Origin of the sequence: Streptomyces sp. NPDC056835, from assembly GCF_042789485.1 — a bacterium.
Taxonomy (GTDB): Bacteria; Actinomycetota; Actinomycetes; order Streptomycetales; family Streptomycetaceae; genus Streptomyces.
Genome location: NZ_JBHUBB010000031.1, coordinates 91,184 through 104,896 on the forward strand (window position 1 = coordinate 91,184; position 13,713 = coordinate 104,896).

Here is a 13,713-nt window from a genome sequence, read left to right on the forward strand (position 1 = left end):
TTCACTCCTGTCCGTACCGGGGATCGACGGACTCGGGCGCCAGCCCCAGCAGTTCCGCGACCTGCTCGACCACGACCTCGTGCACCAGCAGCGCGCGGTCGTCGCGGTTCTTGGTACGGATCTCCACGGGCCGCCGGTAGACCAGAATCCGCGCCGGGTGGTCCTTGCCGGCCGGGACCGAGCTGCCGAGCGGCACGGTGTCGTCCTGCGGGGTCGGCACCTCCATGACCAGGAAATCCACCTCTGCCAGCTGGGGCCAGCGCCGCTCCAGCCGGTCCACCGAGTCCCGCACGAGATCGCGGAAGGACTCGGAGCGGCTGGTCGAGAGCGGCACCTGGGGCGGGGCGACGGGCCCACGCATACCGCGGCCGTGACGGTCGCGGCGGCGCGGCCGTGGTTCGGTCGGGCGGGGCGGTACAGGACTGTCCATCACTGACGCAGGGTAGCCCTGTCCGCGCCGCCGATATGCGGCTGCCGCCCCCCTCGTACGGCATGTCGCATATTGAGCATTCCGGCCAAGCTTGCGCTCGATTCCAGGCGTCCCCGCGATCATCGCTCTCGCCGTCATTGACGGCTTTTGCCCCAAGTCGTGACTGAGTAACGGAGTGTCGCTACTCGGTCACTCTTCTTTCCGTGCAGGTCAGGGCAGTTACTTCCGGCCAAGTTGGGTGGGATATCGCGCCGCGACACGGGGGAGTGACCTGGTGGAGAGTCGTCGCGGCCCGCTCAAGAGTGCGGTACCGTCCAACATCGTGAGCCCTGTACGTCGCTGTTCGCGCACCGCGTGCGGCCGCCCTGCTGTCGCGACACTGACGTACGTCTATGCCGACTCGACCGCGGTCCTCGGCCCGCTCGCCACCTACGCCGAGCCCCATTGCTACGACCTGTGTGCGGAACACAGCGAGCGGCTGACCGCTCCGCGTGGCTGGGAGGTCGTCCGGCTGACGGACGGCTCGGCCCCGGCGCGCCCGAGCGGTGACGATCTGGAGGCGCTCGCCAACGCCGTACGTGAAGCCGCGCGCCCGCAGGAGCGGGCGGCGGGGGGTGGTGGCAACGGCGCGCGGGGGGCGGATTCGACCGAGGGCGGGCGCCGGGGGCATCTGCGGGTGCTGCGCTCTCCTGAGCCCTGAGCCCTGAACCTCGGGCCCTCCCCGAGCCCTGAGCGGCGAGCTCTCAGCGGCGAGCCCCGAGACCCTGGCGGCGCTTCCCCTTCATCGGCATCTTTCCGGTACAGATCCTGTACGGACCATTGACCTCGCCTTGGCATGGACACGAGCATTCCTCCACCCGTGAGAGATCACTTTCCGTATCGCGGAATCCGGAGGACTGTCGTGTACGTACAGCAACTGGAACCCGTCGCCGACTCGCTCGCCCTCTCCGCCCTTGTCGCCGCCCTCCCGCTGGCCACCGTACTGATCCTGCTCGGTGCCCTCCGTATGAAAGCCCACCGCGCGGGGGTCATCGGTCTCGCCGTCGCCGTGCTGGTGGGCTGGCTCGTCTTCGGCATGCCCCTCGGCCAGACCCTCTCGGCCGGCGCCCAGGGAGCGCTCTTCGGGCTCTTCCCGATCATGTGGATCGTCGTCAACGCCCTCTGGGTGTACCGGATGACGGTCCGTACGCAGCATTTCGACATCCTGCGGCGGTCCTTCGGGCGTCTCTCCGACGACCCCCGTATCCAGGCGCTCGTCATCGCCTTCTGCTTCGGCGCGCTGCTCGAAGCGCTCGCCGGCTTCGGGGCGCCGGTGGCCATCTGTTCGGTGATGCTGGTGGCGCTCGGCTTCTCGCCGGTCAAGGCCGCCGTCGTCTCGCTCGTCGCCAACACCGCGCCCGTGGCGTTCGGCGCGATGGGCACCCCCGTGGTGACGCTCGCGCAGGTCACCGATCTGCCGCTGGACACCGTCGCCTCGGTCGTCGGACGGCAGACCCCACTGCTCGCGCTCGTCGTACCGCTCGTGCTGGTCTGGCTCGTCGACGGCCGACGGGGGCTGCGCGAGACCTGGTTGCCCGCGCTGGCGTGCGGAGTCGCCTTCGCCGCCGCGCAGTTCGCCGCCGCCAACTACGTCTCCGCCCAACTCGCCGACATCGGCGCCGCGCTGGCCGGAGCCGCGGCGCTGGTGGCCGTACCCTCGGCCCGCAGGCCCGCGGCGGAGCCGGTGCGCGCCGCGGTGCTCACGGGCGTACGGAGCGAGGACCTGGACCGTGAGGACCCGCGCCCCGAAGTACTGCGCGCCTACGCCCCGTACGCACTGATCGTGGTGATCTTCTCCGTCGCCCAGATCCCGCCGGTCAAGGAGGCGCTGGCCAAGGCGACGCGGGTGTTCGACTGGCCGTTCCTCGATGCGGCGGACCCGGACGGGAACCGCGTCGGCGCCAATGTCTTCTCCCTGCCCCTCGTCGCGACCGGCGGCACGCTCGTACTGCTCGCGGGTCTCCTCACGGCCGTCGTCCTCGGCGTACGCGCGAGTGACGCGGCGCGGGAGTGGGCGGCGACCGTGTACGAACTGCGATACGCGATCCTCACCGTGACCTCCGTACTGGCCCTCGCGTACGTCATGAATCTGTCCGGACAGGCGGGCACCATCGGCCACTTCGTCGCCGCGGCGGGCGCGGGACTCGCGTTCCTCTCGCCGATCCTGGGGTGGTTCGGTGTCGCGGTCTCGGGCTCGGACACCTCGGCCAACGCCCTCTTCGGCGCGCTCCAGGTGACGGCGGCGGCCCAGTCCGGCCTCTCGCCCGAACTGCTGGCCGCGGCGAACAGTTCCGGGGGAGTGCTCGGCAAGATGATCTCGCCGCAGAACCTGACGATCGCGTGCGCGGCGGTCGGACTGGCGGGCAAGGAAGGGGATCTGCTGCGCAAAGTACTGCCCTGGAGCCTGGGGCTGTTGCTGGTGATGTGTCTCATCGTGCTGGGGCAGAGCACCGCGGTGCTCGGGTGGATGCTTCCCTGAGGTCCTTGGACGCGTCGCCGAGGTCTAGTGACTTACGGCTGTCCGCCGGATCGTAGACAGCTGTCCGGCGGGTAGTTTGAACCGACCGTGGCGGATAGCGGCGGATCGCATCAGACCGTGCGACCGTGCGGACCGCGGTGACAGGAACCTCTGGAGGCGTTGGTCGTGGCCGATTTGTCGCAGCTCGTGAAGGCGTACGACGTGCGAGGGGTGTACCCGGATCAACTGGACGACCGCCTCGCGGAGCTCTTCGGCGCAGCCTTCGTCGAGGTCACCGGCGCCGAGGCGATCGTGATCGGCCATGACATGCGGCCCTCCTCGCCCGGTCTGGCGTCGAGCTTCGCCCGGGGCGCCGTCTCGCGCGGAGCCGACGCCACGATCATCGGACTGTGCTCCACCGACCAGCTGTACTACGCGTCGGGGGACATGGATCTGCCGGGCGCGATGTTCACCGCGTCGCACAACCCGGCCCAGTACAACGGCATCAAGATGTGCCGGGCCGGCGCGGCGCCGGTCGGCCAGGACACCGGGCTGGCGGAGATCCGCGCGCTGGCCGAGGGCTGGCTGACCGACGGCGCCCCGGCCTCGGTCACCAAGCCCGGACACCTCAGGCAGCGGGACACGCTCACCGACTACGCCGCGTATCTGCTGTCCCTGGTCGACGTCTCGGCGATCCGCCCGCTGAAGGTCGTCGTGGACGCGGGCAACGGGATGGGCGGGCACACCGTCCCGACGGTCTTCGCGGACCTGCCGCTCGATGTGGTGCCGATGTACTTCGAGCTGGACGGTACGTTCCCGAACCACGAGGCCAACCCGCTGGACCCGAAGAACATCGTGGACCTCCAGGCCCGTGTCCTGGCCGAGGGCGCCGACCTGGGACTCGCCTTCGACGGCGACGCCGACCGCTGCTTCGTCGTCGACGAGCGGGGCCGGGGCGTCTCCCCGTCGGCGATCACCGCCCTGGTCGCGGCGCGCGAGCTGGCCAAGTACCCCGGCGGCACGATCATCCACAACCTGATCACCTCCTGGTCGGTCCCCGAGGTCGTCAGGGAGCACGGCGGCACGCCCGTGCGCACCCGCGTCGGACACTCCTTCATCAAGCAGGAGATGGCCGCCACGGGAGCGGTCTTCGGCGGCGAGCACTCCGCGCACTACTACTTCCGCGACTTCTGGAACGCCGACACGGGCATGCTCGCCGCGCTCCATGTCCTGGCGGCGCTCGGCGGCCAGCGGGGACCGCTGTCCGAACTGGTCGCCTCGTACGACCGCTACGCGGGCTCCGGCGAGATCAACTCCACGGTCGACGACCAGACGGCCCGCACGGCCGCGGTACGCGCTGCCTTCGCCTCCCACGATGGCGTCACGTTCGACGAACTGGACGGGCTGACGGTGACGACGGCGGACTGGTGGTTCAACCTCCGCGCGTCGAACACGGAGCCGCTGCTGCGCCTGAACGTCGAGGCGCGCGACAAGGCGACGATGGAGCGGGTCAGGGACGAGGCGCTGGCGCTGATCCGCGCGTAGGCCCTGCCCGGACCCGGCCGCGCTCAGCCGCGCGCCGTCGGGGCGTGCCCGGCCGGGCGCCGGGGAACCGGAGCCGCCGGGGGACCGGAGCCGCCGGGGGACCGGAGCCGCCGGGGACCGTCTCGGCGGCGCCGGCCCGGCCCCGCGGCCTACGGTCCCCGCCCGACAGTGCCCGGCGGTACGCTGACATGGCCCGATCCACCCGCACGAAGGGACCCCATTCCCATGCCGCTCGAAGCCGGCCTTCTGCAGATCCTCGCCTGTCCGGCCTGCCACGCGCCGCTCAGCGACCGCACCGCGGCCGAGACCCCCGAGCTGATCTGCACCGGCGAGGACTGCGGCCTGGCCTATCCGGTACGGGACGACATCCCGGTCCTCCTCGTCGACGAGGCACGTCGCCCCGCCTGACCAGGCAAGCACTGCCCACAACGCTCCTGCGTCAACGCCCCGCGCCCCGTGCCCGCGAGGCCCGCGCCCGGCGATCGGAGGCCCAACCCCATGCTCGACGAGTCATTGCTCGACGCTCCCGACGCCCTGGCCAACGCCGACCGCGACGGTCTGCTGCGCGGTGCCGCGGAGGCCGGAGCGAGAGTGCGCACCGCCCTTCGGAACACCGCGGAGGCCGGTATCGCCGGACTCGCGCCGGAAGGCCGCCCGCGCGCCGTACTGATCGCCGGTTCCGGCGCCGCCGCGACCGGCGTCGCCGATCTGGTCACCGCGCTCGCCGCGAACGCCGCGCCCGTCACCCGGCTCCGTCCCACCGGCGTCGCCGCCGCCGCGGGGGCGCTGCGCTGGGCGCTCCCGGGCTGGGCGGGCCCCGTGGACCTGCTGCTGATCGCCACCACCGAGGGCAGCGAGCCCGGTCTCGCCCTCCTCGCCGAGCAGGCGTACCGCCGCGGCTGTACGGTCGTCGCCGTCGCCCCGCGTCAGTCGCCGCTGAGCGAGATCGTCGGCGGGACGCACGGGCTGATGGTCCCGATGGCGACGGCACCGAACGGCCAGTACGGCGAGTACGGAAGGAACGGCTCGTACGGACGGAACGGCTCGTACGGACAGGACGGCTCGTACGGACAGTCCGCCGAGCCCGCCGGCCAGTACGGACGCGACGGCTCCGATGAGTGGTACGAGCCCGAAGAGACGCCGGTGGCAGGCCCCGGCGCGCTCTGGGCCCTGCTCGTCCCGCTGCTCGCGCTCCTGGACCGCGTCGGGCTGCTCACCGCGCCGGCCGAGACCCTTCAACTCGTCGCCGACCGGCTGGACCGCACCGCCGAACGCTGCGGACCGGCCATCGCGACGTACAGCAACCCGGCCAAGACCCTCGCCGCCGAGCTGGCCGACAGCCTCCCGCTGATCTGGACGGAGGGCCCGGCCGCCGCCCCCGCGGGGCGCCGCTTCGCCGCCGTACTCGCCGAACTGACCGGCCGCCCCGCCCTCGCAGCCGAGCTGCCCGAAGCCCTCCCGGCCCACAGCGCGCTGCTCGCCGGTCACTTCGCGGGCGGCGCCGCCGACCCCGATGACTTCTTCCGTGACCGGGTCGAGGAACCCCAGGCGTGGCGCGCCCGTGTGATCCTGCTCCGGGACCGGCCGACCGGCGGACTGACCGCGGCCCCCGCCGCCCGCGAACTCGCGCTCGGCCATGACACGGCCATCAGCGAACTGGAGCCCGAGGAGGGCAGCGAGCTGGAGTCCCTGGCCGAGCTGGTCGCCGTCACCGACTTCGCTACGGTCTATCTGGCCCTCGCCGGGGCCGCCCCCGAGTAAGCCGGACTTCACCACACCTTCACCTTCGCCACACCCGTGCCGCCACCGCGTGTCGTCGCTCCGTCACCCCGTACGAGAAAGCTCACCCCATGGACCGCCTCTCCAACACCGTGCGCCCCTATGCCTGGGGCTCGACGACCGCCATCCCGGAGCTGCTCGGCACCGCTCCCACGGGCGAGCCCCAGGCCGAGATGTGGATGGGCGCCCACCCGGGAGCCCCGTCCCGTCTCGACCGGGGACATGACTCCGGTGAGCAGGCGCTCTCCGCCGTCATCGACGCGGACCCGGAGGCGGAACTCGGCGCGGCCGCGGTCCGGAAGTTCGGCCCCCGTCTGCCGTTCCTCTTCAAGCTCCTGGCCGCCGGCTCCCCCCTCTCCCTCCAGGTCCATCCCAACCTCGCCCAGGCGAAGGAGGGATACGAGGCGGAGGAGCGGCGCGGCGTCCCGATCGACGCGCCCCACCGCAACTACAAGGACGCCAACCACAAGCCCGAACTGATCTGCGCGCTCACCCCCTTCGACGGCATGTGCGGCTTCCGCGCCCCGGAAGCGACCGCCGAGCTGCTGGCGCGGCTGGACGTCGACTCACTCAAGCCGTACGTCGATCTCCTGCGCGCCCACCCCGAAGAGGCCGCGCTGCGCGAGGTGCTGACCGCCGTCCTCACCGCCGATCCGGACGAGATGGCCGCCACCGTCACCGAGGTCGCCGCGGCGGCGGACCGGCTCGGCGGGGACTACGCGCCGTACGCGTCGATCGCCCACCACTACCCGGGCGACCCCGGCGTCATCGCCGCCATGCTGCTCAACTACGTACAACTCCAGCCGGGCGAGGCGCTCTTCCTCGGCGCGGGCGTCCCGCACGCCTATCTCAACGGTCTCGGCGTCGAGATCATGGCCAACTCGGACAACGTCCTGCGCTGCGGGCTCACCCCCAAGCACGTGGACGTGCCCGAACTCCTCCGTGTCGTCCGCTTCGAGGCGACCGACCCCGGTGTCCTGCGTCCGGAGGCGTCGCCCTCGGGCGAGGAGCTGTACGAGACGCCCATCGACGAGTTCAGGCTCTCCCGCTACACCCTCGCTCCCGGTGGAGAGCCGCGCGACCTCACCACCGCGACGCCTCAGATCCTGCTCTGCACGGCGGGCGCACCGCAGGCGAACGACATCGAGCTGGCCCCAGGCGGCTCGGTCTTCGTCGCGGCGGGCGAGAAGGCCGAACTGTCCGGTACGGGCACGGTGTTCCGGGCCACAGTGGTGGTCTGATGCACCGGCCGTTCCGGCGGCTGCAACAATGTCCCGCCGTACCGCGGCGCCAGGGCCGCGCCACCGATGAAGGGACACCTCGCACCCAATGAGCGCGTCAGGCGGAACCAAGGCGATCGTGGCGGCGCTCAGCGCCAACTTCGCGATCGCAGTAGCCAAGTTCGTGGCGTTCCTCTTCAGTGGTTCGTCCTCGATGCTCGCGGAGAGCGTGCACTCCGTCGCGGACGCGGGCAACCAGGGGCTGCTGCTTCTCGGCGGCAAGAAGGCGAAGCGCGAGGCGACTCCGCAGCACCCCTTCGGCTATGGCCGTGAGCGCTATATCTATGCCTTCCTCGTCTCCATCGTGCTGTTCTCCGTCGGCGGCATGTTCGCCATCTACGAGGGCTACGAGAAGATCAAGCACCCCCACGAGATCGAGGCCTGGTACTGGCCGGTCGGTGTGCTCATCTTCGCGATCATCGCGGAGTCGTTCTCGTTCCGTACGGCCATCAAGGAGTCGAACGTCACGCGCGGCTCGCTCTCCTGGACGGAGTTCGTCCGCCGCTCCAAGGCCCCCGAACTCCCCGTCGTGCTCCTGGAGGACCTCGGCGCGCTCGTCGGTCTCGTTCTCGCCCTGGCCGGCGTGGGGCTCGCCCTGGGTACGGGCAACGGCGTCTGGGACGGCATCGGCACCCTCTGCATCGGCATCCTCCTCATCCTGATCGCGCTGGTACTGGCGGCCGAGACGAAGTCCCTCCTCCTCGGCGAGGCCGCGGGCACCGAGGACGTGGAGAAGATCAAGAACGCGCTCGTCGACGGCGATGTGGTGACCGGCATCATCCACATGCGTACGCTCCACCTCGGCCCCGAGGAACTGCTGGTCGCCGCCAAGATCGCGGTCGAGCACAACGACACGGCCGGCGAGGTCGCCCAGGCCATCAACGCCGCCGAGGCCCGGATCCGCCAGGCGGTCCCGATCGCCCGGGTGATCTATCTGGAGCCGGACATCTACAGCGAGTCGCCCGCCGCGGCGGGCACCAACCCCGGCAAGGACCAGCCCGGTCCGGCCTCCGGCGACGCCCACTGAGCCCCGGTCCCTTCCTGATCCCTTCATGATCCCTTTTCCGTTCGGCTGTGGGCCCGTGGGCCGGTCGGTGTAGATTCGTCTGCAGAGCCAGACGTCGCTGCTGATGGCGGTCGGGCGGTCCGCGGTTGCGGGCCGGCCGAGGGAGAGAGGGCCTCCGACGGACTGTGCCGCGGGGGCTCGGGCATTCGTATGCCCGCCGCCGCAGAGCCAGCCGTACGTACCCACCCTCGACCCGATTTACGAGGAGCAGCTCGTTATGACGACTGTCGCCAACCGACAGGACTTCAAGGTCGCCGATCTCTCGCTCGCCGAGTTCGGCCGCAAGGAGATCACCCTCGCCGAGCACGAGATGCCCGGTCTGATGTCGATCCGCAAGGAGTACGCGGCTGCCCAGCCGCTGGCCGGCGCCCGTGTCACCGGCTCCCTGCACATGACCGTCCAGACCGCGGTCCTCATCGAGACCCTGACGGCCCTCGGTGCCGAGGTCCGCTGGGCGTCCTGCAACATCTTCTCCACCCAGGACCACGCCGCGGCCGCCATCGCGGTCGGTCCCGAGGGCACCGCCGACAACCCCCAGGGTGTCCCGGTCTTCGCCTGGAAGGGCGAGACGCTGGAGGAGTACTGGTGGTGCACGGAGCAGGCTCTGACGTGGCCGAACACGCCCACCGGCGGCCCGAACATGATCCTCGACGACGGTGGTGACGCCACCCTCCTGGTGCACAAGGGCGTTGAGTTCGAGAAGGCCGGCGCGGCCCCCGACCCGGCCACCGCGGACAGCGAGGAGTACAGCTACATCCTCCGTCTGCTGAACCGCACCCTCACCGAGAACCCGCAGAAGTGGACCCGTCTGGCGTCCGAGATCCGCGGTGTCACGGAAGAGACCACCACCGGCGTGCACCGGCTGTACGAGATGCACCGCGACGGCTCCCTCCTCTTCCCGGCGATCAACGTCAACGACGCGGTCACCAAGTCCAAGTTCGACAACAAGTACGGCTGCCGCCACTCCCTGATCGACGGCATCAACCGCGCCACCGACGTCCTCATCGGCGGCAAGGTCGCGGTCGTCTTCGGCTACGGCGACGTCGGCAAGGGCTGCGCGGAGTCGCTGCGCGGCCAGGGCGCCCGCGTGATCATCACGGAGATCGACCCGATCTGCGCCCTCCAGGCGGCGATGGACGGCTACCAGGTCGCCACGCTCGACGATGTCGTCGGTATCGCCGACATCTTCGTGACCACCACGGGCAACAAGGACATCATCATGGCCTCGGACATGGCCAAGATGAAGCACCAGGCGATCGTCGGGAACATCGGTCACTTCGACAACGAGATCGACATGGCCGGCCTCGCCAAGATCGACGGCATCGTCAAGGACGAGGTCAAGCCGCAGGTCCACACCTGGACCTTCCCGGACGGCAAGACGCTCATCGTCCTGTCCGAGGGCCGCCTGCTGAACCTGGGCAACGCGACCGGCCACCCGTCCTTCGTGATGTCCAACTCGTTCGCGGACCAGACGCTGGCCCAGATCGAGCTGTTCACCAAGCCGGAGGAGTACCCGACCGATGTCTACGTGCTCCCGAAGCACCTGGACGAGAAGGTCGCCCGGCTCCACCTCGACGCGCTCGGTGTGAAGCTGACGACGCTCCGCCCGGAGCAGGCCGCCTACATCGGCGTCGAGGTCGAGGGCCCGTACAAGCCCGACCACTACCGCTACTGACACCACCTCTGGAGGCAGCCCGCCTCTGTATGCACGTAGGTACCGCCTTAGGTACCTCCGTGGTAGGCAGTACCCCCGTGGTACCCGTGGCAACGGACAGGCCCCCGCACCCCCGTGTCGGGGGCCTGTCCCGTGCGCGGCGAGGAAGAGTGTCAGACGCCGAGGACCCGAAGGACCCGAAGGACCGGAAAGACCCCATGCCCCGCGGCCGTTATTCGCTCCATGATCCGCACGATCACACTCCTCTCGGTGACGAACACTTCCACTGCGCACCCGGCCCCTCCGGCTGGCGCTATGTCTCTCAGATCACCACCCCCTCCGGCGACCACTCCGGCTCCGTCGATCTGGCCCTCGACGAGCTCGGCCGCCCCATCCGCCTTCAACTCCACGCCGCGAGCTGGCAGATCCGTGGCGCCGCACTCGACGGCGTCACCTGGGTCCGTACCGACCCCACCGGCACCCATGCCACCGAAGGCAATGTCCGCGCCCATGCCTTCACCGGCACCTCCCCCGCGTTCCTTGTCGCGACCGCGCGACTTCTGCGTCTCACCCCCGGTTCCCACGCGACCCGCGTACGCCTTGTCGCCTTCACGGATCCCGTCCTCGCTCCCCGTACTCTCGATCAGTCCTGGGCCCTGGTGAACAGTGAAGCGCACGCCACTGACAACGGACCCCTGACAGTGGACGAGTACCAGGTCAGCGCCCTGGACACGGGCGAGCAGCACACGATTCACCTGGCCGGCGACGTGGTGCTGTCGGCCCCCGGCATCGAGCTCGAAGACCTGGAATCCCCGCCGTCCGTCCTGCCCTGACGCGGGCGCTGCCCGATGCCTACGCCGGCGGGGCGAACCCGGTGGCCGGCGGCGCCCCGGCTTCGGAGGATGCGGATACGTCGGACGGTGCGGATACGGAGGACGGAACCGGTGCCGGGGACGGGGCCGGGGACGGGGCCTGGAAAGGGGCCGGCGCAGTGGCCTGCGCCTGGGCGGGAACCTGTGCCGGGCCTGGGGAGGCTCCGAAGGCCCGTCGGGCGTCCCGCGATTGCCGCTCATGCACGACGGCGGCCAGATAAGCGCCGGCGGGAATCCCCTGCGACACGGGTGCCCCGGTACGCGCCGCCAGATCACCCGCGAGCCGCTCGGCCATCGACCAGCTCACCCCGGCGTCGAGCTGCCCCATTCGCGTCAGGTACTGACGTATCGCGAGCCACAGATCGTCCGGCACGGCGGACAGGTCCAGCTCCGCGAACCGTCCCGCGAGCCACGGCGGGGGCGGCGGAACCATGGCCGGGTGCGTCACCGGCACCCGCTCCCGTACGACGAGGGTCCCCGCGAAGACGTCCCCGACCCGCCGACCCTGCGCCGAGACGAGCGACGCGATACAGGCGATGACCCCGAACGACAGCAGGATCTCCACGACCCCGATCGCCCCGCGCACGAGCGCGTGCCGGAACCGGACCGGCCCGCCGTCGTCCCGTACCACGCGCAGTCCACAGGCCAGCTTCCCCAGCGAACGTCCATGGCTGAGGGTCTCCACGGCGATCGGACCGCCCACCAGCACCAGCAGGAACGCCGCGATGGACAGGGCCATGGCCGCCGCCTCGTCCAGGGAGCCCGTCGCCAGAGCGATGCCGACCGACACCAGCAGATAAGCCGTCCAGGCGACCACCAGGTCGATCGCCAGCGCCAGCGCCCGGCTCGGCAGCCGAGCCGGGCGCAGCCCGAGTACCACCGCGTCGCCCGTCACAAGCTCATTCACCGGTGCCCCACCCATCGCCGGACCTTCTCTGCCCCTGAAGTCCTCAGTCTGCCAAGCTGGCCCGCAGCGCGTCGCGGCAGTAGCAGCAGCAGTAGCAGTGGCATCGATGCGCTGGCCGCGCAGTAGTACGGACCGTACGCACCCAGTGCCTGGAGCAGCAGCCGACCATGGACCTCGATGTCTTCGTGACAGCCCACCGCGCCGAGTGGGACCGCCTGGATCATCTCCTGCACCGCGGGCGCCGCCTCACCGGAGCCGAGGCCGATGAACTCGTCGCCCTCTACCAGCGCACGGCCACCCATCTCTCGCTGATCCAGTCCACCGCCCCGGACCCGGCGCTCACCACGCGTCTCACCCAGCTCGTGGCCCGAGCCCGTGCCACGGTCACCGGAGCCCGCCGGGCCACCTGGCGCGACGCCGCGCGCTTCCTGACGGCCGGCTTCCCCGCGGCTGTCTACCGCTCCCGGCGCTGGTGGATCCCGACGGCGATCCTCTCCACCCTCCTGGCCGCCGTCATCGGCTGGTGGATCGGAGCCCACCCCGAGGTTCAGTCCGCGATCGCCGCTCCGGACGAACTGCGCGGGATGACCCGGCCCGGCGGTGAGTACGAGACGTACTACTCAAGCCATCCGGCGGCGTCCTTCGCGGCCCAGGTCTGGACGAACAACGCCCAGGCCGCCGCCATGTGCCTCGTCCTGGGCGCCTTTCTCTGTCTCCCGGTCGTCTGGATCCTCTTCGTCAACGTGCTCAACCTGGGCGTGGGCATCGGTCTCATGTCCTCGGCCGGCCGCCTCGACATCTTCCTCGGGCTGATCCTCCCGCACGGCCTGCTCGAACTGACCGCGGTCTTCGTCGCCGCGGGTACGGGTCTCAGGCTCGGCTGGACACTGATCGACCCGGGCCCGTACAGCCGTCGCACCGCCATGGCCCGGCAGGGCCGCGCCGCACTCGGCATGGCCCTCGGCCTGGCACTCGTCCTCTTCGTGTCCGGCCTGATAGAGGGCTTCGTAACCCCGTCCGGCCTGCCGACATGGGCGCGGATCGCCGTCGGTGTAGCCGCTGAGGTGGCCTTCCTCGCTTACGTCTACGTCCTTGGCGGACGGGCCGTACGGGCGGGCGAGACTGGAGACGTGGACGCCGCGGACCGCAGCGCCGAACTCCCGGTCGCGGCCTGATGTGCGTATCCCGGTCGACACCTGTTAGTCTCCTCTTCGCCCCACAACGACCGTTGACACGGTTGACGTAGGGAGGTAGATTTGAACGGTTGCCTCGAAGTAGGACAAGCTTCGAGAGCAGTTGATCATTTCTATGCGGCTCGCGTCGGGAATCGAATTCTCGCGCGGCCCCTTCGATTCGACATCCAGATCACCAAGGCCGATCAATCGGCCCGAATGCTTCTGCTAAAGTCGGGTCAGCCGAAAGGCAAAGGCCAATCCGCAGGCCATCGGAATTCATGAGGCAGAACACGCCGAATGAATCTGATAGAGTCGGAATCGCCGGAAAGGGAAACGCGAAAGCCAAAACCCGGAAGGCGGCCCCGCTCCGACGGGGAATCGGACACGAAAGAGTCTGATAGAGTCGGAAACGTAAGACCGAAGGGAAAAGCCCGGAGGAAAGCCCGAGAGGGTGAGTACAAAGGAAGCGTCCGTTCCTTGAGAACTCAACAGCGTGCCAAAAGTCAAC

12 protein-coding genes are annotated in these 13,713 nt (G+C 70.1%); 10 read left to right on the forward strand and 2 right to left on the reverse strand.

Annotated elements, in window-relative coordinates:
• Nucleotide 1: 1 nt before the first annotated feature.
• Entirely contained in the window at nt 2-430 is a 429-nt protein-coding gene (locus ACFRMN_RS29950; protein ID WP_382883854.1) for a metallopeptidase family protein, read from the reverse strand.
• A 274-nt stretch (nt 431-704) separates the two neighbouring features.
• Between ACFRMN_RS29950 and ACFRMN_RS29955 the strand changes: the two genes are divergently transcribed.
• The 9 genes from ACFRMN_RS29955 (at nt 705) to ACFRMN_RS29995 (ending at nt 11,084) form a co-directional block, all read left to right on the forward strand.
• Nucleotides 705-1,130 carry a DUF3499 domain-containing protein gene (locus tag ACFRMN_RS29955; RefSeq protein ID WP_365752092.1) on the forward strand — a complete coding sequence of 142 codons (426 nt, stop codon included), beginning with the start codon at nt 705-707 and terminating at the stop codon, nt 1,128-1,130.
• Nucleotides 1,131-1,331: 201 nt separating this feature from the next.
• On the forward strand, nt 1,332-2,948 hold the full coding sequence (locus ACFRMN_RS29960; protein ID WP_383025169.1) for an L-lactate permease: 1,617 nt from the start codon (nt 1,332-1,334) through the stop codon (nt 2,946-2,948).
• A gap of 159 nt (nt 2,949-3,107) precedes the next feature.
• Nucleotides 3,108-4,472, forward strand: a complete 1,365-nt coding sequence (locus ACFRMN_RS29965; protein ID WP_383025172.1) for a phosphomannomutase/phosphoglucomutase — start codon at nt 3,108-3,110, stop codon at nt 4,470-4,472.
• Nucleotides 4,473-4,697: 225 nt separating this feature from the next.
• Complete coding sequence (locus ACFRMN_RS29970; protein WP_351415551.1) at nt 4,698-4,880, forward strand: Trm112 family protein; 183 nt, start codon at nt 4,698-4,700, stop codon at nt 4,878-4,880.
• Between the two features lie 90 nt (nt 4,881-4,970).
• The gene (locus ACFRMN_RS29975) at nt 4,971-6,233 is read left to right on the forward strand and encodes an SIS domain-containing protein (RefSeq protein ID WP_383025175.1); all 1,263 of its coding nucleotides are present in this window, start codon (nt 4,971-4,973) and stop codon (nt 6,231-6,233) included.
• An 89-nt stretch (nt 6,234-6,322) separates the two neighbouring features.
• Nucleotides 6,323-7,492: a mannose-6-phosphate isomerase, class I gene (manA, locus tag ACFRMN_RS29980; protein ID WP_383025178.1), complete on the forward strand. Its 1,170-nt coding sequence runs from the start codon at nt 6,323-6,325 to the stop codon at nt 7,490-7,492.
• Nucleotides 7,493-7,580: 88 nt separating this feature from the next.
• Nucleotides 7,581-8,558, forward strand: coding sequence for a cation diffusion facilitator family transporter (locus tag ACFRMN_RS29985; RefSeq protein ID WP_383025181.1), 978 nt, complete (start codon nt 7,581-7,583; stop codon nt 8,556-8,558).
• Between the two features lie 256 nt (nt 8,559-8,814).
• Nucleotides 8,815-10,272, forward strand: a complete 1,458-nt coding sequence (gene ahcY, locus ACFRMN_RS29990; RefSeq protein WP_383025184.1) for an adenosylhomocysteinase — start codon at nt 8,815-8,817, stop codon at nt 10,270-10,272.
• 197 nt (nt 10,273-10,469) lie between these two features.
• A complete protein-coding gene (locus ACFRMN_RS29995; RefSeq protein WP_383025212.1) occupies nt 10,470-11,084 on the forward strand; it encodes a hypothetical protein in 615 nt (204 codons plus the stop codon).
• Nucleotides 11,085-11,103: 19 nt separating this feature from the next.
• Here ACFRMN_RS29995 and ACFRMN_RS30000 read toward each other — a convergent pair whose 3' ends face one another.
• On the reverse strand, nt 11,104-12,030 hold the full coding sequence (locus tag ACFRMN_RS30000) for an RDD family protein (RefSeq protein WP_383025187.1): 927 nt from the start codon (nt 12,028-12,030) through the stop codon (nt 11,104-11,106).
• Nucleotides 12,031-12,197: 167 nt separating this feature from the next.
• On the opposite strand from ACFRMN_RS30000, the gene ACFRMN_RS30005 reads away from it, so the two are divergent.
• The gene (locus ACFRMN_RS30005; protein ID WP_383025189.1) at nt 12,198-13,205 is read left to right on the forward strand and encodes a stage II sporulation protein M; all 1,008 of its coding nucleotides are present in this window, start codon (nt 12,198-12,200) and stop codon (nt 13,203-13,205) included.
• Nucleotides 13,206-13,713 lie beyond the last annotated feature (508 nt).